18 protein-coding genes and 1 pseudogene are annotated in these 25,723 nt (G+C 73.0%); 11 read left to right on the top strand and 8 right to left on the bottom strand.

Annotated features, from left to right (window positions below; translation table 11 throughout):
• Positions 1-17: 17 nt before the first annotated feature.
• Together OV090_RS15340 and OV090_RS15335 are read right to left on the bottom strand one after the other, a co-directional pair.
• Entirely contained in the window at positions 18-1,136 is a 1,119-nt protein-coding gene (locus OV090_RS15340; protein ID WP_267704388.1) for an MBL fold metallo-hydrolase, read from the bottom strand.
• 13 nt (positions 1,137-1,149) lie between these two features.
• Positions 1,150-2,433, bottom strand: coding sequence for a hypothetical protein (locus OV090_RS15335; protein WP_267704387.1), 1,284 nt, complete (start codon positions 2,431-2,433; stop codon positions 1,150-1,152).
• Positions 2,434-2,578: 145 nt separating this feature from the next.
• Between OV090_RS15335 and OV090_RS15330 the strand changes: the two genes are divergently transcribed.
• The 3 genes from OV090_RS15330 to OV090_RS15320 all read left to right on the top strand — a co-directional run bounded on the left by OV090_RS15330 (position 2,579) and on the right by OV090_RS15320 (position 5,770).
• On the top strand, positions 2,579-3,001 hold the full coding sequence (locus tag OV090_RS15330) for a hypothetical protein (RefSeq protein ID WP_267704385.1): 423 nt from the start codon (positions 2,579-2,581) through the stop codon (positions 2,999-3,001).
• A 202-nt stretch (positions 3,002-3,203) separates the two neighbouring features.
• Positions 3,204-4,655 (top strand): sigma 54-interacting transcriptional regulator, encoded by a 1,452-nt coding sequence (locus tag OV090_RS15325; RefSeq protein ID WP_267704382.1) that lies wholly within the window; start codon positions 3,204-3,206, stop codon positions 4,653-4,655.
• A 548-nt stretch (positions 4,656-5,203) separates the two neighbouring features.
• Positions 5,204-5,770, top strand: a complete 567-nt coding sequence (locus OV090_RS15320; protein ID WP_267704381.1) for a hypothetical protein — start codon at positions 5,204-5,206, stop codon at positions 5,768-5,770.
• Between the two features lie 86 nt (positions 5,771-5,856).
• Here the strand turns inward: OV090_RS15320 and OV090_RS15315 are convergent, their stop codons facing one another.
• Positions 5,857-7,395, bottom strand: coding sequence for a hypothetical protein (locus OV090_RS15315; RefSeq protein ID WP_267704380.1), 1,539 nt, complete (start codon positions 7,393-7,395; stop codon positions 5,857-5,859).
• A 565-nt stretch (positions 7,396-7,960) separates the two neighbouring features.
• Between OV090_RS15315 and OV090_RS15310 the strand changes: the two genes are divergently transcribed.
• Entirely contained in the window at positions 7,961-8,794 is an 834-nt protein-coding gene (locus tag OV090_RS15310) for an AraC family transcriptional regulator (RefSeq protein WP_267704379.1), read from the top strand.
• A 207-nt stretch (positions 8,795-9,001) separates the two neighbouring features.
• Here OV090_RS15310 and OV090_RS15305 read toward each other — a convergent pair whose 3' ends face one another.
• Both OV090_RS15305 and OV090_RS15300 read right to left on the bottom strand, forming a co-directional pair.
• A complete protein-coding gene (locus tag OV090_RS15305; protein WP_267704378.1) occupies positions 9,002-9,916 on the bottom strand; it encodes an NAD(P)/FAD-dependent oxidoreductase in 915 nt (304 codons plus the stop codon).
• A gap of 341 nt (positions 9,917-10,257) precedes the next feature.
• A complete protein-coding gene (locus tag OV090_RS15300; protein WP_267704377.1) occupies positions 10,258-11,982 on the bottom strand; it encodes a glycosyltransferase family 39 protein in 1,725 nt (574 codons plus the stop codon).
• Positions 11,983-12,291: 309 nt separating this feature from the next.
• Between OV090_RS15300 and OV090_RS15295 the strand changes: the two genes are divergently transcribed.
• A complete protein-coding gene (locus OV090_RS15295; RefSeq protein ID WP_267704376.1) occupies positions 12,292-14,046 on the top strand; it encodes a hypothetical protein in 1,755 nt (584 codons plus the stop codon).
• A gap of 118 nt (positions 14,047-14,164) precedes the next feature.
• Positions 14,165-18,766 carry a DEAD/DEAH box helicase gene (locus tag OV090_RS50665; RefSeq protein ID WP_267704375.1) on the top strand — a complete coding sequence of 1,534 codons (4,602 nt, stop codon included), beginning with the start codon at positions 14,165-14,167 and terminating at the stop codon, positions 18,764-18,766.
• A 112-nt stretch (positions 18,767-18,878) separates the two neighbouring features.
• Here the strand turns inward: OV090_RS50665 and OV090_RS15285 are convergent.
• Both OV090_RS15285 and OV090_RS15280 read right to left on the bottom strand, forming a co-directional pair.
• Positions 18,879-19,454, bottom strand: a pseudogene (locus tag OV090_RS15285) (SMI1/KNR4 family protein); the annotation flags it as partial.
• A 92-nt stretch (positions 19,455-19,546) separates the two neighbouring features.
• A complete protein-coding gene (locus OV090_RS15280; RefSeq protein ID WP_267704374.1) occupies positions 19,547-20,125 on the bottom strand; it encodes a Uma2 family endonuclease in 579 nt (192 codons plus the stop codon).
• Between the two features lie 68 nt (positions 20,126-20,193).
• Between OV090_RS15280 and OV090_RS15275 the strand changes: the two genes are divergently transcribed.
• From OV090_RS15275 to OV090_RS15255, 5 genes are all read left to right on the top strand, one after another.
• A complete protein-coding gene (locus OV090_RS15275) occupies positions 20,194-21,720 on the top strand; it encodes a phytoene desaturase (RefSeq protein ID WP_267704373.1) in 1,527 nt (508 codons plus the stop codon).
• A complete protein-coding gene (locus OV090_RS15270) occupies positions 21,717-22,709 on the top strand; it encodes a phytoene/squalene synthase family protein (protein WP_267704372.1) in 993 nt (330 codons plus the stop codon). Before OV090_RS15275 ends, OV090_RS15270 begins: the two co-directional genes overlap by 4 nt.
• A gap of 41 nt (positions 22,710-22,750) precedes the next feature.
• The gene (locus OV090_RS15265; RefSeq protein ID WP_267704370.1) at positions 22,751-23,488 is read left to right on the top strand and encodes an HAD family hydrolase; all 738 of its coding nucleotides are present in this window, start codon (positions 22,751-22,753) and stop codon (positions 23,486-23,488) included.
• A 105-nt stretch (positions 23,489-23,593) separates the two neighbouring features.
• A complete protein-coding gene (locus OV090_RS15260; protein ID WP_267704368.1) occupies positions 23,594-24,304 on the top strand; it encodes a class I SAM-dependent methyltransferase in 711 nt (236 codons plus the stop codon).
• 19 nt (positions 24,305-24,323) lie between these two features.
• The gene (locus tag OV090_RS15255) at positions 24,324-24,785 is read left to right on the top strand and encodes a hypothetical protein (RefSeq protein ID WP_267704366.1); all 462 of its coding nucleotides are present in this window, start codon (positions 24,324-24,326) and stop codon (positions 24,783-24,785) included.
• 64 nt (positions 24,786-24,849) lie between these two features.
• Here OV090_RS15255 and OV090_RS15250 read toward each other — a convergent pair whose 3' ends face one another.
• Complete coding sequence (locus tag OV090_RS15250; RefSeq protein ID WP_267704365.1) at positions 24,850-25,716, bottom strand: hypothetical protein; 867 nt, start codon at positions 25,714-25,716, stop codon at positions 24,850-24,852.
• Positions 25,717-25,723 lie beyond the last annotated feature (7 nt).

Here is a 25,723-nt window from a genome sequence, read left to right as displayed (position 1 = left end):
CGAGGACCCCGGGCGCGTCAATCGAGGGGCCAGGGGAGGGCGGCGGCGTCCTGTGCGTCGGCTTCGGTCGCCTCGGCGGGGGTGTCGCCGCGCTCGCCGGCGGCGGTCGCCCGCCACCACGGGTCGACGCGCTCGACCCGAGCGGGCTCGAAGGGTTCGCCGAGGCGAGGCATCGCCAGGTGGACGCCGCGCTGCGGGGCGCGGGCGACGAGCTGCTCCGCGGGGTCGTCCCACGCGTGGGTGGCGAGGCTGAAGGTGCCCCAGTGGACCGGCAAGAACAGGCCGCCGCCGAGCAGCTCGTGGGCCGCGAGGGCGCGCTCGGGGCCGAGGTGGATGTCGCCCCAGCCGGGGTGGAAAGCGCCGACCTCGAGCATGACGAGGTCGAATGGACCGAGGCGGTAGCGAATGTCTTTGTATTCGGTGGTCAGGCCGGTGTCGCCGCTGAAGAACAGCGCGTGCCGGTCGCTGCGCACGGCGAAGCCGGACCACAAGGTGGTATTGCGCGCTCCGAGGCTGCGGCCGGAGAAGTGTTGCGAGGGCGCGGCGGTGACGACGACGTCGCTGCCGGGGATCCGCGCGCTCTCCCACCAATCGAGCTCGGTGATCCGCGACGCCGGGACTCCCCACGCCTCGAGGTGAGCGCCGACACCGAGGCTGGTGACGAACGGCACCGGGGTGCGCACGAGCGCCTGGATCGTGGGGTAGTCGAGGTGATCGTAGTGGTCGTGGGAGATCAGCACGACGTCGACGTCGGCGAGCGCGGCGATCGGCACGGGGACCGGCTGAAAACGCTTCGGTCCGGCGAAGCCGAGCGGCGAGGCCCGCTCGCCCCACACGGGGTCGGTCAAGATCCGCACGCCGCCGATCTCGAGCAGGATCGTCGAGTGACCGAGCCACGTGGCGCGCAGGCCGGTCTCCGGCCGCCGCGACCACGCCGGGCGCGGATCGACGGACGGGAGCGGGGCCTCGGGGACGCGCCGCGGGCCGCACAGCAGCTCGCCCATCCCCGGCATCCCGCCCGTCCGCAGATCGGGCAGCGCGGGGTGCAAATTTTTAAAAGCGTTGCCGTCCCACCGCGGCGAGGCCTTCATCCGCTCGAGCCGGGCCCCCGACGCCTGTTTGCCGAATGTCTTCATGCGGTGCTGCCTTTCACTGTTTGCCGAGGATCGCGTCGAGGGCCCAGCAGCCGCGCACGTGGCCGCGGTTCTGCTGCAGGTGCTCGAGCAATTCCGAATCGCGGCAGCCGGCCGCGCGCAGTTGATCGGCGAGCCGCGGGACGAGCACGAAGTCGTGCTTTTGATAGATCGCGCGGGCGAGTTCGACGATCGCCCCGTTGCGCCACGTCAGCCACGAGGGCGCGATGCGGGCCGGCTTGAACGGGTTGCCGAGGATCTCGCGGATCAGCTCGGCCTGGCCGGCGTCGTCGTGGTCGCGCGCCGAAGCATACCTCGCGCTGTCGAGGCTTCGCGGGTCCGGATCGGTCAGTGAAGCGACGACGATGCCCGCCTGCCGGGCGTTCTTCAGCTCGTCCCCACCGGCGTCCTCCGCCGTCATGCTGTCGAGGGTCGCGGCGAGGCTGTCGCGGAGTCGCTGCGCCGACTCGTGCGCGCGCTGGAGGGCGTCGAGGTCGACGAGATCGTCGGCGAATTCCTCGGCGGTCTCGACGGCCTGCTCGAGGCCGAATCGGGCCAGGTCGCGCCAGCGCAGGCGACAGCAGGCGACGGCCAGCAAACGGAGCTTTCGCGGGCTGAGCGGCTCGCGCAAGTAGCCCCACCAGTGCAGCATGACGAACGGCCGAGATGCCGTGTACCACTGCGTCTCGGTGAACACTGGCGCGCCCTGGCCCTTGCCGAGCACCGCGTCGAGGGCCCAGCAGCCGCGAAAGTGCGGACCCGGCCCGCGCAGGTGGGCCAGCGCGGCGGCGTGGGTGCAGCCGGCGGCGACCAGCAGGTCGGCCAATTCCGGCAGGCGCGCGAAGTCCCGCGCCTCGTAGATCTGGCGCGCGACGGCGAGGACGGCCTCGTCGCGGGTGAGCGCGGCGAGCCGCATCGACGGGTCGGCGAAGATCTCGCGGACCATCGCGGCGGCGTCGCCGGAGTATGCACCGAGCGCGCTAGCGACGGCTTCGACGACGAGGTGGTGGGCGCAGCGGTCGGCGATGAAGTTGGCTCTGGAATCGCCGGCGTCGACGCCGAACAGCTCGGCGAAGACCTCTTCGCGCGCCGCCTCCAACTCGGCGTCGGTGGCCTGGCCGTCGGCGTACCGCTCGGCGATCTCGACGCTGGCGCGACAGGCGTCGAGCACGAGCCCCGACCAGCGCGCGCGGGCACAGGCGCAGGCGAACAGGCGCAGCTTGCGAACGCCGGCGACGCCGCGCAGGCGGTGCAACATGGCGGCGGCGTCCTGGTCCTCGTCCCACGCGGCGTCGGGCATCCCTGCGATATTGGCCGAATCTCCGCGCGAGATCGAGGCGTGTTGCCGTCGACGTGGGGCGGCGGCCGGGTGTCACGGCGCGAGCAGGCCGCGCGCCTCGTCGAGCGCCTGCGGTGGCCGTGAACGCCTGGGGCGCCACCACGAGGTGCTCCCCGAGCCACCGCACGTCGGCGAGCCGACCGGGATCTACCTGTTCGATCGGACAGGCGAGGCGCTGGTTCGGCGGGCCCGCAGCGTGTCGCAGGCGGCGACGCTGCGGTTCGGCACGCGGCTGCTGACGGCCGACCTCGACGCACCGGGGGGGCGCTGCTCGAGCTGCTCGCGCACGACGACCTCGGCGATCGGCGCGGGGTCGAGGCGCTGGCGAGGCGGGCGCCGAGCGGGCTGTCCGAGGCCGAGCGTGATGCTGGCGTCCGTCGATCCGGCCCGCGCGCTGCACCACGCGGACCAGGCGATCGCCCGCGACGGCGCGCCCGAGCTGGTGCGCGAGCGCTTGAGCCGGCACCGCGCCATGGCGGAGCTGACGGCGCGAGACCCCGCGTGGCGGCAGTCGCTGGCGCCGCGATGAGGCCGGGCGCCGGCGGCGGGCCGTGGATCGGGCTGCAGCGGGCCGATGGCGCGGAGCAGAGGTCGGCGAGCAAGTGTCCGGCGGGGAAACGGCCGGGACCGCGGCGAACGGGCCTCCAGACCCTGGTGCGCGATCGCGCATTCCGCGGAAGGACGCTTCCCGCTGGCATCGCGCGGGCGAACTGCATAACTTCGGCCGACGCATGCAGGGTCGACGAGAACCGCACGAGTCGACGCTGTCGGAGACGGCGGAGACCAACTACGACCGCGACTTCACGGCGCCGCAGCGGTTCGCGCCGGCGCTGGTGGTGTTGTGGTCGCACGACGAGCCGGAGCGGGTCGGCGAGGTGGTGGTGTTGCCGCCGACGGCGCGCGGGATGAGCTTCACGCTGGGGCGGGCGGTCGAGAGCTACGAGGATGGTTCGCTGCCGCTGACGCTGCGGCGGCTGCGGCCGTTCTCGAGCGAGGACCGCGGGCCGTTCCAGTCGGCCCGGGTGTCGCGCTGGCAGATCCGGATCACCGTCGAGCAGGGCGACGAGTTGGCGATCGAGGGCATCGGCAAGGGCGAGCTGCGGATCAACGACCAGGCGACCCGCGGGGCCACGGTCGGGCCCGGCGACACGATCGAGGCGGTCGGGCGCTTCGTGCTGCAGGCGACACGGCGGCCGCTCGACTGGCCGCGGACGGGGGGCTGGCCCGATCCGTTCCCGTTCGGCGCGGCCGATCGGTTCGGGCTGGTCGGCGAGTCGCCGGCGGCGTGGCTGCTGCGGCAGCAGATCCTGTTCCTGGCCCAGCGCGACGGGCACGTGCTGGTCGAGGGGCCGAGCGGGGCCGGCAAGGAGCTGGTGGTGCGGGCGATCCACGGCGCCTCGAGCCGCGGGGCGCGGCCGCTGATCGCCCGCAACGCGGCGACGATCCCCGAGCCGCTGATCGACGCCGAGCTGTTCGGCAACCTCAAGGACTATCCGGGCGCCGGGACGCCCGATCGCAGCGGGCTGTTCGGCGACGCCGACCGCTCGTCGCTGTTCCTCGACGAGATCGGCGAGCTGTCGGAGACGCTGCAGGCGAGCCTGCTGCGGGTGATGGACAGCGGCGAGTACCAGCGCCTCGGCGACTCGTCGATGCGCGCGACGGACGTGCGGATCCTGGCCGCCACCAACCGCCAACCCGGCGAGCTCAAGCACGACTTTTTGGCCCGCTTCCTCCACCGCGTGCACGTGCCCGGCTTCGGCGAGCGGCCGGAGGACGTGGTGCTGGTGGCGCGCCACCTGTTGCGCAGCTTCGCGGCGAGCGACCCGACGCTGGCGGAGCGCTTCTTCGTCAAGGGCGAGCCGGCGCTGAGCGCCCGCCTGGTGGTGGCGCTGGCGCACCACCGCTTCACCGCCCACACCCGCGAGCTCACCGAGCTGCTGTGGCGAGCGGTGGCCACCAGCTCGGGCCCGCTGATCGACCTGCCCGCCGACTTCGTGGCCCGCCCTGCGCCGGCGCCGGCGCCGGTCAGCAGCGATTCGACGGACCCGCGCGAGCTGTCGCGCGAGCAGATCGTCGCGGCCCTGGCCCGCGTCGGCGGGGTGCGCGACCGGGCCTGGCGCGAGCTCGGGCTGCGCAGCCGCGACCAGCTCAAGCGGCTGCTGAAGAAGCACGACATCACCTGAAGGGGCGAGCTGTCCGGAGGGGCAGATCAGCCTGCGCGAAGGGACATGTCGCAGCGGGCTCGGCGCGTTGGAGCGATGTGTCCGAAGGGGCAGGTCACCGGGCGGGTGATGTGCCCGGACGGACAGACCGGAGACAGCGCCGATCGAGGCGTTGAGTCAGATGGATGTGTCCGGAGGCGCATGTCGTGGACGGCGCCGCTCGGCCGGCGGGGCAGAGCGGGGTTCCGAAGAGACATGAGAGCGGCGGGGCTCGGCGCCGGGAGAGGTGCGCGGCGGGAGCCGGTGAGGATGTGTCCGAAAAGACATGTCGTCACCGCGGCCGGCGGCGGGGTCGCTGAGGGCGGGCTGCGCTGCGGGGTCGTGCCCGTAGCGGCTGAACTCGTCGGCATGCGCTGTTCGTGAGGACATGTCTTTCAGAACATGCCGCTCGCTCGCCCGCTGGGGCGGTGCGCCACGAGCAAATCGTACCGGCGGCGGGGCCGGCTCGCGCAAGCGCTGCGGTGGTCGGGCGCGGGCTCGGGCGTACGCTTGGGCGCCAGGAGGTTTTTATGTCGAACGTCGTCGGCGGGCTCATGGGATGGACTGCAGTGGCGCTTTTGCTCGCGGGCGGGTGCGCCCCGCCGGAGTCGCAGTCGGGCGAGCCGGGCGGGGTGGACAACGTCGTCGTCGCGGGTCGGCCGATCGAGACCGACGACGGGCTGTACGTGCTCGAGTTCTCGCCGTTCCCGAACAGCAACTTCGCCTGGCCCTCGGCCCCGGGGCACACGCGGATCTCCCTCGACGTCCGCACCGGGCCCGGCTTCGTCGCCGACGACGACGACGCCGCCGTCGACGAGACCGCCAAGGCGGGGATGCCGAGGCTCCCGCTGATGTTGACGTTCGACGCCGCAATCCCGCCGGCCACCGCGAGCGGCAAGGCGTTCTATCCCGAGGCCTGGCCGACCACCTCCGACGGGACGCAGTGGACGCTCAACGTCGCCTTTTCCGGGCCGGGCAAGTGGGTCCTGCCGATCACCGTGGCCGACGGCGCCGGGCACGTCGACCGCGTGCGCGTCACGTTCCTGGTGACCTTGCCCGACGTGGGCCGTCCGCCCAAGGCGCCGCCGGGTGGCTGAGCGGGCGCTCTTCGCCGGCAGAAGGGGACGTGCCCGGCGGCGCAGCGGCTGCTCCGCAGGACATGTCCTTTCGCGCAGGTCGTCGTTCAGAAGTTGGCGTTGTCCGCGCTGACGAGGGCGTTGATCTTGTCGCGGGCGGTGTCGCCGGCGGTCTTGCCGAGCGACACCGTCTCCTCGTAGTTGTCGTTCTTGCCGGTCTGCCACTCGTCGCTGGGGATGAAGTAACCGAGGGCGTCGCCGGTGTTGCCGAGGATCATCTTGTGCGGGGTCTTCATGACCTCCTTGATCGCCAGGCCGTTGCGGGTCAGCGACTCGCCGGGGAAGGCCACGCCCTGGACCTGGGTGCCGAGGCGGAAGTAGGTGCTCTGGGTGGTGACGACCTGCGACAGGCCCATCGATTCGAAGTCGAACTGGAGGATCCCGAGCTGGGCGGCGATCTGGAACAGGAGGTTGTCGACGCCCTGCTCCCACTCGGTGTGCGACCACACCAGCGAGCCCTCGACCGGCTCGGCGGTCTCGACGGCGGCGATGGCGAGGTCGGCGAGCAGCTCGCCGTAGGCCTGGGCGCGGGCGAAGTCGTCGGGGTACTGGCCGTCGGGGACCTTGGGCGTGGCGTCGCCGAGGGCGCCGTTGAACAGGCTGGCGGGCGCGCCGAGGGCCGCCTCGATCTTCTGGACCGAGTAGCCGACGTAGTCGCACGAGATCTCCTTGTTGTCCTCGCCGAGGATGACCGGGTGCGCGGCGAAGTTGACGAGGGTGCCGATCCGGTTGCCCTCGAGGTCCTTGGCGTCGAGGATCGTCATGTCGTCGTCGGTGAAGCCCCAGCCGCGGCGGTTGTTGTTCGGCGCCTTGATCGTGGCGACCGCCAGCGTCGCGGGCACGCGGGCGTCCCACGCGGCCGCCATGCTGTGGGCGATCTCGTCGTTGATGAAGTCGCGGTAGTCGCCGGGCACGCCGCCCCACAGGCCCATGAGGTCGGGGGCCGAGTGGCTGTGGGTGGTGCCGACCAGGACCTGAGCCTCGTCGAGGCCGGTGAGCTCGGCGACCTTCTGCCGCACCGCGCGGGTGTTCTGGTTGCCCATGCCCGGGAGGTCGACGATCGCCATGATGACGCCGCCGCCGTCGCCCTCGATGGCGAAGCTGCGGGCGAAGACCGCGTCATGCACGCCCTGGGCCGGGCCGCGCGTGAACGGGGCCCCGTAGGCGCCCATGTAGACGTTCTGGTCGAGGTGAGCGTCGGTCGGCGAGACGTCGGCCGTGTGGACGCCGATGAGGAAGCCGTCGACCGGGCCCTCGGTGGTGGTGTCGGTGTCGCCGGTGGTGGTGGTGGTGGTGGTGTCGGGCCCGTCGGTGGTGCTGGTGGTCGTCGAGGTGACGGGGCTCGAGGTCGAGGTGGTGTCGGTGTCGCCGGTGGTGGTGGTGGTGGCGGTGGCCGAGGTGGTCGAGGTGGGGGTGGTGGGGTCGACGCTGGTGCTGGTCGGGCCCGGGGTGTCGGTGGTGCCGATCGAGGTCCCGGGGCCGGTCGTGGTCGAATCGTCGGTGCCGCCGGTGCTGCCGACCGGGTCGCTGCCGCCGCAGGCGAGGGAGAAGAAGAGCGGGACGAACAGCAGACGAGGTGTCGACATAGGAGTGGACGGTGACCATAGCGGAAGGCCGCGGGCGCTCGCCAGGGGGCGAGGCGCACGGGCGGCGCGGCAGCGGATGTGCGGACACGCGGGGCCGATCGATCACGCACCGCGAAGGCGGTGGCGAGGCGCGGGGCGGACCGTGCAGCGGCTCACATGCGCGGGCAGGACGGGGGGCCGGAGATGCGATCGGCGCGGGTCGGCGGAGCTTTCGGAGGCGACATTCTTCCAGGGCGCGAGAGATTGGGACGGCCGGCGCGAAGCCGACCGGGTGGCTTGAGGTTGGGACGAGCGGGTGGAAGTGGAGGTCGTCCGAGGTGAGTGGGGTCGAGGGATGAATCGCTCGCCGCGAGCGGCCTGGGTTGGGCGTGGCGATTTCGCCGGGACTTGCGAACGGTTCTTCGCTCGCGTGGGGTCGAGCGCGCGTGTGGAGCCGGGGTCGCCGGGGCGGCGAGCTGTGCCGGCGAACAGAGGCGTCGTCGGCGCGGAGGCGGGCAGCTGCGACGGAATGGCGCGGACCTGCAATCGGATTGCAAAAGCTTCCCGGTTGCATTACGCCTGAAGCATGCGCATCGACGATCGCCGGCCCGACGCCCGCCCCGTGTTCGTGCGGCACCATCACGTCGGCCGGTGCGCGGGGCCGCAGACGCCGGTGGTGCACGGGTTTTCGACCGTGGTGTTTTACGTCGACGGTCGCGCCGAGGTCGAGCAGCGCGGGCGGGTGCGGGTCGCTGCAGGGGACGTGCAGATCGTGCCGGCCGGCGAGGCGCACCGGACGATCTGCGGGGGCGGGGCCGAGGCGTGGGGGGTCGGCTTCGATCCGGTCTACCTGGCCGCCTCGGAGCACGCGGGGTTGCTCGATCCGTTCGAGCGCGTGCGGGCCGGCGCGGCCGCGGTGCTGCCGATCCCCGCGGCGCGGCAGGAGCACCTGCGGCGGGTGATCGCCGAGCTGCGCGAGGAGTCGGCCCAGGCGCCGAACGCCCTGCAGGCGCAGGTGCAGCGCAGCCTGTTGACGCTGGTGCTGGCGGAGGTGGTGCGCGCGGCCCCGGTCGGCGGCGAGCCGTCGCAGGCGCCGCTGGTGGCGCAGGCGCTGCGGTACATCGAGCGCCGCTGTCTGGCGCCGATCTCCCTGCGCGACGTGGCGGCGGCGCTGGACCGTTCACCGGCCTACGTGACGACGGCGCTGCGCGTGGCCACCGGGCGCACCGCGCAGCAGTGGATCGCGGTCGGTCGGCTGGCGGAGGCCCGGCGTCGCCTGCTGACTAGCGACGAGACGGTCGAGACGATCGCGGGGCGGGTCGGCGGGCTCGATCCGACGCACTTCATTCGCATGTTTCGGCGCGAGCACGGCTGCACGCCGGCGGCCTGGCGCGCGGAGCATCGCCGTCCGCGGGCGTGATGGTGCGGCGCGGGCGAACGTCGCGCGAGCGTCGCTGATGCGGCGTCAGTCGCGGCGGCGCGAGCAGCATCCGCGGCGTCACTCGAATCATTGCTGATGCGGCATCAGTCGCGGCGGCGCGAGCCGTATTCGCGGCGGTGGCGGCCGCGTCGCTCGAGCATCGCTGATGCGGCATCACTCGCGGCGGCGCGAGCATCATCGATGCGCTCATGCGTCGAGCTGGCCGGCCAGCGCCAGCTCGATCGTGAGGGCGTGGTTGATCGACGCGCCGGCCTGGTAGCCGGCGGCCGCGGAGAACACGGCGCCTTGCAGGCCGGTGGTGAGGTCGCCTGCAGCGTACACGCCCGGGTGCGAGGTCTGTTTGTGCATGTCGACCTGGACGAAGCCGTGCTCGTCGAGCGCGAGGCCCAGGGCGGTGACGAGCGCGACCTGGTGCTGCTTCGGGCGCACGAAGAGGCCCTCGATGGCGACCCGGGCGCCGTCCGCGAGCTCGACCGCGGTCAACGCGTCGTCGCCGACGAGCCGCTCGAGCTTGCGCGTCTCGATCGCCACGCCGGCGCGGGCCAGGTGGGCGCGGGCCTCGCCGGGGACTGCGAAGGCCGCGTCGGTGAACACCACCAGCTCGCGGGTCCAGCCGCGCAGGAGCAGCGACCACTCGAGCATCGCCGGGCTCGGGCTCAGGTAGCCGAGAGGCCGCTCGCGCAGCTCCCAGCCGTGGCAGTAGGGGCAGAGGTGGACGCTCTTGCCCCACAGGGCGGCGATGCCCGGCAGCGGCGGCAGCTCGTCGACGAGGCCGGTGCACAGCAGGACGCGACGCGCGGTCACGCGGCTGCCGTCGCCGAGGGTGAGGGCGAACGAGTCGGGTCCGCGCGCGGCGATGTCCTGGACCCGGGTGTCGCGCACGACGACGCTCGGGTAGGCGGTCAGCTCGGCGCGGGCGATGCGGCGGAACTCGGCGGGCGAGGTGCCGTCGCGGGTGACGAAGCCCTGGATGTGCGCGGCAGCGGCGTTGCGCGGCTCGCCCGCGTCGCACAAAAGGGTGCGCTTGCGGGCGCGCCCGAGCGCGAGCGCGGCGCTGAGGCCGGCCGGTCCGCCGCCGACGATGACGATGTCGAGATCCATGGACGTGCCTTCCTGCGGGGCGACGGGCGAGGGCCGGGGTGTGCACGCGGCCAGGCCGGTCAGGCCGGCCCATCCGAGCACCGCGCGCCGGGTGAGGCCCGGGCGAGGATTCCGCCGCGTCCGCATGCCAGCAATGTCGGCGCACTCGCGGGACTGCGCCAGGGCGCGGGTTTCTCTGCGATCGTTCGATCTTTCGCCCGACGGCGAGGGCACGTGGTGCAGTGGTGAGCGCTGCTCGTCGTCGCGAGACCAGACCTTCGCGATGCGACGGAGTTGTCGCGTCGGCGCGCTAGATCTTCGCGATACGAGTGTGTCGTTGCGGCGTGCTGCTCGTCGCTGCGTCAGCGGTCGGCGCGGCGCCAGATCTCCACCTTGCCGAACCGGAGGCCGTGGTCGCGGACGTAGCGTTCGGCGAGGAAGCGGCGCAGGGCCGGGAACTCGTGCTTGGGGGCCGTCCCGCCGATGGCGACGAAGGCCGGGGGCGCGGCGGCCAGGTCGCTCAGGAGCTGCTGCGCGGCGGGGCCGTCGGTCAGCACCTTGGCCGGTCCGGCGGGGCTGCGCCAGGTGTCGTCGGGCGTGGTCGTCAGCAGGCCGAGGGTTTTGTAGATGCGACTGGCCGAGAGGCGGCCGCTGTAGGCGTGGACGCCCCACAGGTGCCAGCCCCACACCCAGATAGTGTCGTCGGGGCCGGTGCGCTCGCCGAGCCAGCGGCCGATCGCGCGGGCGCCCTCGTCGTGCGGGCGGGCGCGATCGTCTCGCGTCAGGCGCAGGGCCCAGGCTGCGCGCATCGTCAGCGCCAGGACAAGGGGGGCGACGATCAGGCGCGGCCAGCCGCGGCGCCACAGCGCAGGGGCGCCTGCACCCCACGGGGCCGCGGCGAGCAGGCACAGCGGCGGCAGTACGCCGAGCCAGTAGCCCTTGTAAAAGCGCAGGCCGGTGGCGGCCGCGAGCATGGCGGCCGCCGTCCAGGCGAGCAGGAAGCGCATGGCTCCGGGGACATGTGAGATGTCCTTCGGGGCATGTCCTCGGGGCGCTGAGGCGGAGGATTTCGACATGTCCTTCGGGGCATGTCCTTGGGGAGATAGGGCGGGGGACGCGTCGGCGGGGGCCGATGAGCTGTCCTTCGGGGCATGTCCTCGGGGAGCTGGGGCGGCGGGCGCATCGGCGGGAGCCGATAAGCTGTCTTTAGGGACATGTCCTCGGGGGCGGGATGCCACCGCGAAGGCGGCCAGCGCCAGCGGCAGGGCCAGGAAGTGGACGGCCGCCGCGGCGAACTCCCAGGCCGCGCGCGCCGGGCCGGTGCCGGCGGCGTTGTGGGCGATGTACTCGAAGCCCCACGGGTTCCACACGTAGCCGCCGAGCAGCGCGCCGAGCTGGCCGCGGGCGAGGTAGTGCAGGGCGACAGGGGCGTGCGCGAGGAGGAAGCCGGCGATCACGGCGAGGCCGGCGCGGACGTCGCGGCGCCCGGGCGGGCACGCTGCCCAGAACAGGACCGGCAGCAGGACCACGCCCGAGGGCTGCTTGCACAGCGCGGCCAGGCCGCACATCACCCCGCCGAAGAGCCATGTCCGAAGAGACCTGCTCCGAAGGCCAGGGTCCTCGCGCCAGGTCGCCGCCCGCGCCGCGCACAGCCCGGCGGCCACCGCCGGCAGCTGGGCCCAGGTGACGTAGTTGGCGTCCATGCTGTCGAGGTGGGCGTCGTGAAGGGCGTACAGCGCGGCGGCGACGACGGCCGCGCGCGCGCCCCACAGCCGCCAGGCGAGCGCGGCGAGCACCAGCAGCGAGGCGACTGCGACCAGGTTGGCGGCGATCTGGAACGCGGCGATGTCCCGCCCCTCGGGGCCGGCGAGGAAGGTGGCGAGATAGAAGGTGCCCGGGGCCTTGAGCTCGATCGCGTCGACGTAGGGCAGGCCGCCGGCGCGCAGCAGCATGGCCTCGTAGAGGATCCCGCCGACGTCGTGCGAGGCGAATCCGCCCTCGGTGAAGCCGGGCAGGCGGATCAGGCACGAGACCCCGGCGATCGCGGCGATCGCCAGCGCGGCCCCGACGTGGCGGCGGGCGAGCACGGGCGCCGATGATGCCCGAGTCGCCGGCCCGGCGGTCCTCCGCAGGCTGGCGAGCGATCGCGCGGAAACGCTCGGGTGCGTCTGTTGCCACACGGGGCCGCTGCGCCGCGCCCGCGAGCAGGCACAGGATCGGGCGAGACCGCCGCGAGCGCGAGCAGGAACGACGGCCGCGACACGGCCGAGGTCGGCCGCGCTCGTCGCGGACCGCGAGTTCAAGGTCGGGAGGCGAGGTCGGAGCGGCGAGCTCCTCGGAGGTCGCGCGTCCGCGAGAGGGTTGTACGCCTGCGCCGATCTGCTGCAATGGGGCGCATGTCCTCTCCTCTGAGTCTATTTTTAAATTTTAAAAATGGAGTCGCGCTCGGCCTCGTGGTCGTCCTCGCAGGTTGTCCGCCGCCGGTCGCCAACACGCCGAGCACCGCGAGCGACACCAGCAGCGGCACCACCGACGAGACGCCGAGCAGCACCGGTGAGACGCCGACCAGCACCAGCGAGACGCCGACGCCGACGACCGGCGTCGAGGAGGAATTCGACGGGGTGATCGCCCCGGCGACGCGGACGTATCGCCCGCTCGGCGGGCCGGAGATCGCGGCGGCCAGCGACCCTCTGCTCGACTACGCGGAGCTGGCGATCGTCTCGGTGGGCCAGACCTACGCGGCGGTCTACGCCGAGGCCGCGGCGCGGCTCGAGTTCGCGGGGGTGCCGGAGGCGGTGTATCAGCTGCGCACGCGGCTGCCGGCGCAGGCCGAGCTGCCGGGGCTGCCGGGGCCGCAGCAGGTGACTGTCGCCCAGGCGCGCGTGCTCGACATCTATGCGCAGACCTTCGCCGGCCGGCCCGACGTCGCGTCCACCGACGACGGTGCCACGGCGGTGATCGTGTCGGCCAGCGACATGCTGCCGCTCGGACCGGAGGACCAGTTCGAGCTGTACTCGTACAACACCGACACGCAGCTGCTGGAGTTCCCCAACTTCAACCCGGAGGACATGTCGGGCTCGCCGCAGCCCGACGCGACGGAGATCGGCGAGTGGACGATCGCGTGGCGGCCGGACACCGGGCGCACCGGCTGGCCGCTGGTCGACCCCGGCAAGGGCGACGACCTGTGGCTCGGTCACCTGGTCGCGGGACCGCTGGTGCCGGAGCCGATGGGCGCGGAGCTGCAAGACCCGTGGTCGTTCGCGCAGCGCTACGTGCTGGGCGAGGCGGCCGAGCTGTCGCTGGCGCCGATGAAGGCCGGCGCGGCGACTGCGGTGAGCGGCACGTTCGCGCCGATCGCCAGCGAGGTCGTCAGCCTCGACGTGCGCGCCGGTGAGTTCATGGCGGAGCTGCAGATCTACGACGCCGACCTCAAGTCGGTCGGCTGCTTCATCGCGGCGGTGCTCGAGCCCGGCACCGACCACCCGATCGTCGGCATGACGCCCAACCTCGGCGGGATCAACGTGTACGGCCTCGACGCGCCGGTCGACCCGGAATGCATGGGCGATGAATGCGACACGATGTTCGTCACCCCGGGCGACCGCGTGGTCGACCTCGAGATCGGCAACCCGTACCCGGGTGACGGGACGCCGACGCTGATCGTGCAGTGCTCGCGCTACGTGTTCGTCGCAGATCCGGGCGGCGGCGGGGTGCCCGACTATTTGGCGGCCGACTTGATCGTGCAGGGGCGACTGGCAGACCTGGCCTCGAAGCCGATCGTGCCGAAGCTGGGGCTGGTGCGCGACCTCGCGGTCAACGGGGTCGAGGTCCCGCCCGATGCGTCGCTGGAGAGGGTCGGCGTCAACCCGACGATCAGCTTCACCACGCCGAAGTTCGGCGCGCCCGATGTCTACACGATCACGATCCGCACGCTCGACGACACGGACGGGATCGACGGCCCGGTCCTGCGCCGCTCGCTCGGCAGCATCCGCACCGAATTCACGGAGGTGACGATCCCCGACGGCTTCCTCGAGCCCGGCGGTCACTATTATGTTCAGGTCACCGCGGAGCGCGGCCGCGGCCTCACCGAGGCGCACGCCGATTCGCACGACATCTGGGTGTCGCGGGCGATGACGGGCGTGCTGACGCCGTGACGCGGCTGCGTCGCAGCGATGGCTCGACGCGCCCGCGATCGACGCGCGTCGCGGGGGCTTACCGGGCTGAGCCGTCGCGCGTGCGCGGCGGCGGGCGGGCGCGTACACTCGCGGGCCCGTGAGCCCGAAGGACCCGCTCTCGCTGTTTCATCCGCCGACGCGGCGGTGGTTCGCGGACGCGTTCGGGGCGCCGACTTCGGCGCAGGCGGCGGCGTGGCCGGAGATCGCGGCGGGGCGGTCGACGCTGCTGCTCGCGCCGACCGGCTCGGGCAAGACTCTGGCGGCGTTCCTGGCGGCGATCGACCGCCTGATGTTCGCGCCCGAGCCCGCGCCGGAGCGGCGCTGTCGCGTGATCTACGTGTCGCCGCTCAAGGCGCTGGCGGCCGACGTCGAGCGCAACCTGCAGCGGCCGCTCGCGGGCATCGCCGAGGTCGCGGCGGCGATGGACGCGGCGATCCACCGGCCGACGATCGGGGTGCGCTCGGGCGACACGACCCAGGCCGAGCGCGGGCAGCTGCGCCGGGCCCCGCCCGACATCTACATCACCACGCCGGAGTCGCTGTACCTGCTGCTGACGTCGAGCGCGCGCGACGGGCTGCACGCGGTCGAGTCGGTGATCGTCGACGAGATCCACGCGGTCGCGGCGACCAAGCGCGGGGCCCACCTGTTCCTCACGCTCGAGCGGCTCGAGGCGCTGCGCCGCCGCCACGACCCGGCCGCGCCGCCCCTGCAGCGGATCGGGCTGTCGGCAACGCAGCGGCCGCTCGAGGAGGTGGCGCGCCTGCTCGGCGGCGGGACCACGGACGCCGCCGGCGAGTGGCGGCCGCGGCCGGTGACGATCGCGGCGCCGCCGGGCAAGAAGGCGTGGGAGCTGACGATCGAGGTGCCGGCCGAGGATCCTCCTGAAGGACAGGCCCGAACGGGCATGTCGGAAGGAACAGGGTTGAAGGGACATGCTCCTGAGGGCATGTCCGAGAAGCCAGCCGCGCGGAAGGCGGGGCGGGGCCGCAAGGCGGGGGCGCGCGGCGGCGGGCTGCAGGGCGCGGGCAGGTCGAACTGGTCGTCGATCGTGCCGCGCCTGGTCGAGCGGATCCGGGCCCACCGCTCGACGATGATCTTTTGTAACAACCGCCGCCTGGCCGAGCGGCTGGCGGCGGCCATCAACGACCACGCGCAGGCCGAGATCGCGCTGGCGCACCACGGGGCGGTGGCCCGCGACCGGCGGCAGATCATCGAGGCGCGGCTCAAGGCGGGCGAGCTGCCGGCGATCGTGGCGACGTCGTCGCTCGAGCTGGGGATCGACGTGGGGGCGGTGGAGCTGGTGATCCAGATCGAGTCGCCGCCGTCGGTGTCGGCGGGGATCCAGCGGATCGGCCGCGCGGGCCACCAGGTCGGGGCGGTGTCCCGCGGGGTGTTGGTGCCGAAGTTCCGCGGCGACCTGCTGGCATGCGCGGCCGCGGCCCCGCGGATCGCCGCCGGCGAGGTCGAGCCGATCGCCTACCCGCGCAGCCCGCTCGACGTGCTGGCGCAGCAGGTGGTCGCCAGCGTGGCGATGGACGCGACCACCGTGGAGGCGCTGCACGCCGAGCTCCGCGGGGCGGCGCCGTTCGCCGAGCTGTCCCGAGAGACATTGGAGGGAGTGCTCGACATGCTGTCGGGCCGCTACCCGTCCGACGAGTTCGCGGAGCTGAAGCCGCGCATCACCTGGGACCGCGACTCGGGCAACCTGACGGCGCGCGCCGGCTCGCGCACTCTGGCGGTCGTCAGCGGCGGGACGATCCCCGACCGCGGGCTCTACGGCGTGTTCCTGCAGGGCGAGCCGGGCGCGACGATGCGGCGCGTCGGCGAGCTCGACGAGGAGATGGTGTTCGAGTCGCGGATCGGCGAGGTGTTCCTGCTCGGGGCGTCGTCGTGGCGCATCGAGGACATCACGCCCGACCGGGTGATCGTCAGCCCGGCGCCGGGGCAGCCGGGCAAGATGCCGTTCTGGCGCGGCGACGCGGCCGGCAGACCGGCGGAGTTCGGGCGCGCGATCGGCCAGCTGACGCGCGAGCTGGCGGCCGCGACCCCGGTGGCGGGCCGGCGCAAGCTGACGCGCGAGCACTTCCTCGACGACAAGGCGGCGGACGACCTGCTCGACTACGTGCAGGCGCAACGAGCGGCGACCGGCGAGGTGCCGAGCGACGAGGCGATCGTGGTCGAGCGCTGGCGCGACGACGTCGGCGACTGGCGGGTGTGCGTGCTGTCGCCGTTCGGGGCCCGGGTGCACGCGCCGTGGGCCACCGCCGCGCTGGCCCGCCTGCGCGAGCAGCGGGGCGAGCAGGTCGAGGGGCTGTGGTCCGACGACGGCCTGGTGTTCCGCTTCCCCGACGCCGAGGCGGCGCCGGACATGTCGGGGCTGCTGCTGGGGCCGGAGGTGATCGAGGACCTGGTGGTGCAGCAGCTCGGGCAGACGGCTGTCTTTGCGGCCAGGTTCCGCGAGAACGCCGCGCGGGCGCTGCTGCTGCCGCGGCGCTTCCCCGGGCGGCGGGCGCCGCTGTGGGCCCAGCGCAAGCGCGCGGCCGACCTGCTGAGCGTGGCCGGGCGGTTCGGCTCGTTCCCGATCGTGCTCGAGACGTTCCGCGAGTGCCTGCGCGAGGTGTTCGACCTGCCGGCGCTGCGCGAGCTGCTGCGCCGGGTGCAGACCCGCGAGCTGCGGGTGGTGACGGTCGACAGCGAGCGGCCGTCGCCGTTCGCGGGGTCGCTGCTGTTCGGCTACGTCGGCAACTTCATGTACGAGGGCGACGCGCCGCTGGCCGAGCGCCGGGCCCAGGCGCTGGCGATCGACACCGGCCAGCTGCGCGCGCTGCTCGGCGAGTCGTCGCTGCGCGAGCTGCTCGACGCGGAGGCGATCGCCGAGGTCGAGCAAGGGCTGCAGCGACTGACGCGGCCGGCGACGTCGGCCGACGCGCTGCACGACCTGCTGATCGCGCTCGGCGACCTGTCGCGCCAGGAGATCGCGGAGCGCTGCGCGCCGCCGGAGGCGGCCGGGGAGTGGCTCGGCGAGCTGATCGCGGCGCGGCGGGTCTTCGCGGCGGAGAAGCTGGCCGACGGGACAGGTCGCTTCGCGGCGGTCGAAGACGCGGGGCGGCTGGCCGGGGCGCTCGGGGTGGCGCTGCCGCCGACGATCCCGCCGGCGCTGCGAGCGGCGGTGGCCGACCCGCTGGGCGACCTGGTCCGCCGCTACGCGCGCACGCACGGGCCGTTCACGACCGCGGCAGTGGCGGCGCGGCTGGGCATCGGGACAGGTCCGATCGAGCATGTCCTAAAAAACATGTCGGCGGAGGGGCGGGCGATCGCCGGCGAGTTCACGCCGGGCGGCACGGGGGCGGAGTGGTGCGACCCGGAGGTGCTGCGGCAGATCAAGCGGCGCAGCCTGGCGCGCCTGCGCAAGGCGGTCGAGCCGGCGCCGCAGGCGGCCTACGCCCGGTTCCTGAGCCGCTGGCAGCACCTGCAGCCGCGCTTGCGCGGGCGCGATGCGCTGCTGCAGGTGATAGGCCAGCTGCAAGGGACGCCGCTGCTGGCGTCGGCGCTCGAGACGGAGGTCCTGCCGGCGCGGCTGATCGATTACCGGGTGGGTGACCTCGATGGTTTGTGCGCGGCGGGTGAGATCGGCTGGCTCGGGGTCGAGGCGGTCGGGGCCGGCGACGGCCGGATCGCGCTGTACCTGGCGGACCAGATGGACATGCTCCGAAGGCCAGGTGCCGAGGTGCCCGGGGAGCTGCCGGCGAAGGTCCGCGCGGCCCTGCGCGAGCGCGGGGCGCTGTTCTTCAGCGATCTGGCGCCGCTGGTCGGCGGCTTCGAACCCGACCTGCTGCAGGCGCTGTGGGACATGGTGTGGGCCGGCGAGGTCAGCAACGACACTCTGGTGGCCCTGCGCAAGCTGGTGTTCGGCTCGGCCAGCGACCGCCGCCGCGGGCCGCCGCCGTCGAGCCCGTTCCGCGCCCGCCGCCTGGGGCCGCCGGGGTCGGAGGGCCGCTGGTCGCTGGTCTGGCCGTCGCGACATGTTTTGAAGAGCATGTCCGAAGGGGCAGATGGTGTGAGCGCGTGGGAGACGCGCCGGCGCCACGCGCTCGCGCAGGCGCTGCTCGAGCGGCACGGGATCGTGACGCGCGAGGCGGTGCAGGCGGAGGAGATCGCCGGCGGGTTCTCGGCCGTGTACGAGGTGCTGAAGGCGATGGAGGAGGCGGGCAAGGTCCGCCGCGGCTACTTCGTCGACGGGCTGGGGGCGGCGCAATTCGCAGTACCTGGCGCGGAGGACAGGTTGCGAGCGCTGCGCGACCCGCCGGCCGAGCCCGAGGCGGTGGTGCTGGCCAGCACCGACCCGGCCAACCCGTACGGGGCGGCCCTGCCGTGGCCGGAGCACCCGGGGGTGCGGGTCGGTCGCGCGGCCGGGACGTCGGTGGTGCTGGTCGACGGGACGCTGGCCGCCCACGTCGGCAGGGACGCCCGCAGCCTGGTGCTGTTCGCGCCCGCGGACGAGCCCGAGCGCTCGCGCGTGGCCGAGGCGGCCGCGCGCGCGCTGACGGGGCTGCTGTCGCCTTTGCGACGCACCTTGCTCATCGGCCAGGTCGACGGGACGCCGGCGCAGGAGTCACCGTGGGTGCCGCTGTTCGAACGGGCAGGGTTCGCGGCGACGAGCCAGGGGCTGTTCGCCCGCTGGGCCGGCGGCGATGTCTGATCCGCTGGCCTTTCGGGCATGTCCTCAGGGAGCCAGCCTCCGGATCGTAGGTCCACAGCTCCCAGTCGTCGTCGGGGCCGGGCGGGAGCAGGAGGATGCACTCGTTGCCGTCGCTCTCGCCGATGAGCAGCGTCCGCTCGAGGTCTTCGACGTCGATGTCCCACTCCTCGGGGAGCTCGTCAGGATCGGCGTCGGCGAAGTCGTCCCGATACGCCTCGATGCGTCCGGCGCTGTCGAGGTCGCGGAACCAGCCGACGCGCTGGACGGGGAGGAGCGAACACATGCCGTGGGGAAAGCCGGCCATGCCCAAGAAGCCGTTGCTGGCGCGAAGAAACGCCCTGTAGTCCTCGGGGAACCGGACACCGAGCTCACGCTCGCGCGCTGCGATGTCTTCCTCGCTGGCACCCGCGAAACCCAGCCAGCGCGACGCAGTCCGCGTCTGCGCTTCGGTCGCCTCGCGCTCCGGGTCGCCTCCGGCGGCGGCGAGCCACGTCGCCTCGCGCGCTGCTTCGTCGGTGACGAGGAACAGGCGCTTGCTGAGCGCGCTCAGGAGGATCGGCCAATTGGGGTCGGGCTTCCGCCGTGGTTTTGAAGGAGGTTTGGGGGGCAAGCGGCGGACAAGATCGGCGCCGCGGAAATCGCTGTCAACCGCGGTCGGCCACGGTGTCGCCGAGGCCGTCAGCTGCATGGCAGGGGCGCTCCTCGTGATTGGCACCGATGACGCGTCGCACTTGCCCGGCAGCACGAAGCGCAGGTCGGCGAGGCGCCGCGGAGAGGACGTCAACCGGGCTCTTCCGTGGTCGGTGCTTCGCTCGGGAACAGGTAGCCGACCGGCAGCTCGACGGCCTCGAACGGGGCGATGCGGGCGCGGGCGGTCTCGTCGTAGACGCCGATGCTCTTCCAATGGCCGCCGTCGAGCGCGTAGGCCTCGAGCAGACGCGCGGCGGGGTCGACGAGCCAGTAGTGCGGGACGCCGTGGCGGGCGTAGAGCTGGGATTTGTGCAACCGATCGCGTTTGGTCGACGACGGCGAGAGGACCTCGCAGATCCAGTCGGGGACGACATCGATGGGGAGCGGATCGTACCGACCGTCGAGGCGAGGCCGGAGCCAGCCGATGCCGTCGGCCCGGACGATGTCGTGGGCGGTGAAGCGGACGTCGAGGTCGGCGGTGACGATGTACCAGCCGCCCGGACCGTCGTCGTCGAAGTCGAACGGGCCGCCCAGGAGTCGACCGAGCAGGGTCCGCACATAACAGTGACCAAAGGTCGCGCTCGGCTGGGTGACGAGCTCGCCGCCGAGGACCTCCGTCTTGACGTCGTCGGGAAAGGCGACGAGGTCGGCGTAGGTGGCGGCCGTCACGAAGTGAGGATACCACGGGTGCCCTGGGCGTGTGCCGGCGGGCCGCGGCGATACACTCGCGTGGCGGTATGAGCGAGCAGGACAGGGTGATCGTGATCGGCTCGGGGCTCGGTGGGCTGGCGGCGGCGATCCGGCTGCGCGCGCGCGGGCACGAGGTCCTGGTGCTCGAGGCGATGGACCAGCCGGGCGGACGCGCGGCGGTGTTCGAGCAGGACGGGTTCTCGTTCGACGCCGGGCCGACTGTGGTCACCGCGAGCCATTTGTTCGACGAGCTGTTCGCGCTGGTCGGGCGCGAGCGGCGGGACTACGTGCAGTTCGTGCCGGTCGATCCGTTCTATCGCGTGCTGTTCCCCGACGGCTCGCGCTTCGACTACGTCGGCGACCAGCCGCGGATCCTGGCGCAGATCGAGCAATTTTCGCCCCGCGACGTCGACGGCTACCGCCGGCTGGCGGCCCAGGCGCGGCAGATCTTCGACATCGGCTACACGGAGCTGGTCGACAGGCCCTTCGATCGCTTCACCGACATGCTGAAGATCGTGCCCGACCTGGCGCGGCTCGGCTGCTGGCGCTCGATGTACGAGTGGGTCAGCGCGTCGATCCACGACGAGCGGCTGCGGCAGGTGTTCACGTTCCAGCCGCTGCTCATCGGCGGCAACCCGTTCCGCGCGCCGGCGATCTACGCGCTCATCCACTGGCTCGAGCGCAAGTGGGGCGTCGAGTTCGCGGTCGGCGGGACGACCGCGATCGTCAAGGCGATGGTGCGCCTGCTCGGCGAGCTCGGGGTCGAGGTGCGGGTGAGCGCGCCGGTGGCGGAGATCGAGGTCGAGGGCGGGCGAGCGACTGCGGTGCGCACTGCGGCGGGTGAGCGGATCGCCTGCGCGGCGGTGGTCAGCAACGCCGACCCGGCGACGGTCTACACCAAGCTGGTGGCGCGGCGGCATCGCCGGTGGAACAGCGACTTTTTGATCAGTCGTAAAAAACTGTCGATGGGGCTGTTCGTCGGCTACTTCGGGGCCGACCGCACCTGGCCCGAGCTGGCGCACCACACGATCATCCTCGGGACGCGGTACCGCGAGCTGCTCGAGGACATCTTCGAGCGCAAGGTGCTGGCCGACGACTTCTCGCTGTACCTGCACGCGCCGACGCGGACCGACCCGAACCTCGCGCCGCCCGGCTGCGAGGCGTTCTACGTGCTGTCGCCGGTGCCCAACACGCAGGCCGAGGGGCTCGACTGGGACCAGCTCGGCGAGGCTTATTTCAGCAAGATCGTCGACTTCCTCAGCGAGCAGCACGTGCCGGGTCTGCGCGAGCACATCGTCACCCGCAAGCACGTGACGCCGCGCTACTTCGAGACCGAGCTGCGCTCGTACGGCGGGGCGGCGTTCGGGCCCGAGCCGCGGCTGACTCAGTCGGCCTACTTCCGCTACCACAACGCCTCCGAGGACGTGCGCGGGCTGTACTTCGTCGGCGCAGGCACCCACCCGGGCGCGGGCATGCCGGGGGTGCTGTGCTCGGCCAAGGTGCTCGAGCGGGTGATGCCGGGGCCAGGTCGCAAGGGACATGTCCCTCAGAACATGCGGGGAGCGAGACGTTGAGCTACGACCGAGTTCGGGTGGTGGCCGAGAGCCGGGCGACGCTGGCCCGGCACGCGCGCACGTTCGACCTGGCGGGCTGGTTCCTGCCGGCGGAGCGGCTCGACGAGGCGGCGGTGGTGTACGCGTTCTGCCGCCTGGTCGACGACGTGGTCGACCTGGCGCAGGCGCCGGGTGAGGGGCTGGCGGCGGTCGAGGCGATCGAGGCCGAGCTGGCGGGCACGGCGGAGGCCCGGCCGCTGGTCGCCTGCTACCGCGATCTGCTGGCCGGCTGGGGCGTGCCGCTGCAGGTCGCCCACGAGCTGATCGCCGGCGTGCGCGCCGACGCCGGGCCGGTGGCGCTGCCCGACGACGCGGCGCTGCTGCGCTACTGCTACCAGGTCGCGGGGACCGTCGGTCTGATGATGTGCGGGGTGATCGGCGCCCGCGACCCGCTGGCCAGCCCGTTCGCCCTGGACCTGGGGATCGCCATGCAGCTGACCAACATCGCCCGCGACGTCGCCGAGGACGCCGCGCGCGGCCGGGTCTACCTGCCGGCCAACCGACTCGACTTCGCGGGCACGAGCCCCGAGGCGCTGCTGGCCGGGACGGCCGGACGCGAGGCCGTCGCCGGGGTGGTGCTCGACGTGCTGGCGCTGGCCGAGCGCTACTACGCCAGCGCCGACGCGGGCATGCGGTTCATCCCGTGGCGCACGCGGCTGGCGATCGTGGTGGCGAGTCGGGTCTACCGGGCGATCGGCCTGCGCCTGCGGCGGCGCGGCGGCGACGCGCTGGCGGGGCGCACGATCGTGCCCGCGCTCGAGAAGGCGCTGTGGACCGGGGCGGCGCTGCTGGGATTCCTCCGCGGGGCGATCCGCCCGCGCCAGGAGCCGCACGACCCGCAGCTGCACCGCTTCATCGCCGACCTGCCGGGCGCCGACGGCGGGATCCGCCGGCCTTCCCGGGTGACCCGCGGCGGCCGCGTGCTCGCGCTGGTCCGCGAGGTCTTTTGAGGGTCTGGCATGCATGGCCGAAGGAGCATGTCGCCCGAGACATGTCGTTCACGACATGCGCCGACGGACATGTTAAAAAAGTCATGAGCGAAGGGGAGCGCGCGATGGCGAGTGACGGGGCGATCGAGGGGGTCGTGTTCGACCTCGACGGCACGCTGTACGACAAGCGGCCGGTCGAGCGGTGGGTGCTGACGCGCATGCTGCCGGCGCTGCCGCGGCTGTGGCGCTACACGAAGGTGCGGACCGGGCTGGCGGGGGTCGACTTCGACGACGCCGGGGCGCTGGCGCGCGAGACGCTGCAGCGGCTGGCGAGCGACGACCGCGGGCAGGAGAGCTGGCGCCGGTGGATCTCCGACAGCTACGAGCCGCAGGTGCTGCGGGCGGTCGAGCGGGCCGGGCGGGCCTACCCCGGGGTCGCGGAGGTGCTGCTGCGGCTGCGCGCCGGCGGGCTGCGGCTCGGGCTCGTCAGCGACTACCGCGGCGCCCACGACCGCTTGCGCGCGCTCGGCATCGACCCGGCGCTGTTCCACTTCTCGCTGGTGACCGAGGAGCACGGGGCGATGAAGCCGGCGGCGCGGATGGCGGCGCGGACGCTGGCCGGCATGGGGCTGCCCGGGGAGCGCATGGTCATGGTCGGCGACCGGGCGTTCGCCGATCAACGGTTCGCCGAGACCTGCGGCATGCGCTTCTTCGGCGTGCTGGCCGGCGGCGACCCGCCGGACCCCGCGTGGACGTCGTGGCCGGGGGTGCGCGCGCGGCTTTCCGCGCTGCTGCGCTGAGGGTATGGTCCGGGCATGCGAAGAGCCGTGATCGTCGCGATCGCCGGGGCCCTAGTCGGGTGCAATCGACAGCCCGGCCCGCCCGCAGGACATGACCCGAAGGACATGCCCAAACACGCAGGTGCGGAAGGACATGACCACGAGGCCAAGAAGGAGCGGGCGTTCCACGCGCAGGAGCACGAGGAGCAGGCCCAGGCCTACGAGGACCACCGCGGGCGCGGGCACCACAAGCACCACCGCTTCACCGACGCGGCCGAGTGGACGGCCCAGTTCGACAGCCCCGACCGCGCGGCCTGGCAGAAGCCGGACGAGGTGGTGGCGGCGCTGAAGCTGACGCCGGCGATGACCGTGGCCGACCTCGGCGCGGGCACCGGCTACTTCACGGTGCGCCTGGCCAAGGCGGTGCCCGAGGGGCGGGTGATCGCCAACGACCTCGAGCCCGACATGGTGAAGTGGATCGGCGAGCGCGCGGCCAAGGAGGGGCTCGCCAACGTGACCACCGTCGAGGGCGCCAGCGCCGATCCGAAGCTGCCCGAGGGGCTCGACGTGGCGCTCATGGTCGACACGTACCACCACATCGACGAGCCCTCGCGCTTCTTCGGCAAGGTCCGCGACGCGCTGAAGCCGGGCGGGCTGTTGGTGGTCGTCGATTTCAAGAAAGACGCGCCGGAGGACGCTCCGGGGCCGCCGGCGGCGATGCGCGTCGACGACGCGATCGTGGCGGCGCACCTGCAGAAGCTCGGCTTCTCCCACGAGCGCACCGACCGCGAGCTCTTGCCGTACCAATACCTGGTGTTCATGCGAAAAGCCGGCTGAGGTCTGCTAGCCTGCCGTCATGATGCGGGCGTGGCTGGTCGGTCTGTCTCTGCTGTCTGCTTGTAGCTCGGGGTTCGAGCCGCGCGAGGGGCGGTGGGAGTTCCTCCTCGGCGAGGTGCTCGACGAGGGCTGCGGCGAGATCACCGAGCGGCTGGCGGTCGACTTCATGCTCGAGACCAAGCGGGGCGGTCGGTTCACGGTCGAGCCGGTCGACGGCTCCGGGGCGATCGCGTGCGAGCTCGAGGGCATGGAGTTCGAGTGCCCGGAGCACCTGGTGCAGGTGAGGATCTCCGGGACCGACGCGATCCTCGACGTCAACATGACCGAGGTCGGCAGCTTCACCTCGGAGACCGAGGGCAGCGGGCGGCGCGAGGCCCGGGTGGTGTGCAGGGGCGGGCAGTGCCCGTTGGTCGCCGCGGTGTCGCAGACGACGTTCCCGTGCACTGCGGCGCTCGAGTTCATGGCGGCGCACGCGGAGTGAGAGCGACTGTCCTTTCAGGCATGTCGGAATGGACATGTCTGAAAGGATATGAGCGTTCAGGCGGTCACGCTGGCGGGGCGGCCTCGTCGACGCGGCCGAGGACGTGGACCGCGGCGACGACGGCGGCCGGGCGGAACACCAGGGCGGCGAACGGCACGACGATGATGGCGGCGACGCCGAGGCCGAAGCCGAGGGCGAGCTCGGGGTGGCGCGCGACGAGCTGCAGCTCGCGCCGCCACGGCCGGCTGAGCCGGCGCAGCAGGCCGGAGAACTTGCGCAGCAGCGGGACCTGCCACAGGCGAACGAACCACGGGTCGACCGCGGACGCGGCGGGGTCGGCCGGGGCGGCGGGGTCGACCGTGTGGCCGTTGTCGAGGGCCTCGACGACGATCCAGTGCAGGGCCCAGAAGCCGGCGACTGCCCAGGCGATCCACACGAAGCCGGGGGCGGCGGCGGGCCAGAACGCCTGCACGAGCTCGAACGCGAGCCACACCGGGACGAGGCCGACGCCGAGGAGGATGGCCTGGCGGACGGCGTCGGCGATGGCGGTGCGCAGCTTGGGCGTTTCGGCTGTCCTCGGGGACAGGCCGAGCGGGACGCGGGCGGCGGCGGCCAGGCGCCGGTAGGTCTTGCCGAACAGGAGCACCGGCGCCGGCGCGAGGGTGACGAGGGTGGCGAGGAAGACATCGAGGCGAGCGCCGGCGTCGTCCTCGGCGCCCAGGGCCACGAGGACGCAGAAGCCGGCGAACAGCAGGACCGGCCAGGCAGCGGCGCGCAGCAGGGCCGGCTCGCGCACGACGACGCGCAGGCCGAGCAGCGGCTGAGCGAGGCCCCAGCCGAACAGGGCGAGGCCGCGGCGCGCCGGGAGCGGGCCGGGGGCGAACCAGGTGCGCGGGGCGAGGACCGGCGGGGCAGAGGTGGGGGCGGTCACAGGCGCG

Source organism: Nannocystis sp. RBIL2 (assembly GCF_026626745.1).
GTDB lineage: Bacteria > Myxococcota_A > Polyangia > Nannocystales > Nannocystaceae > Nannocystis.
Note: the sequence above shows the minus strand (reverse complement) of the source record. Positions and strands in the feature narration are given on the sequence as shown.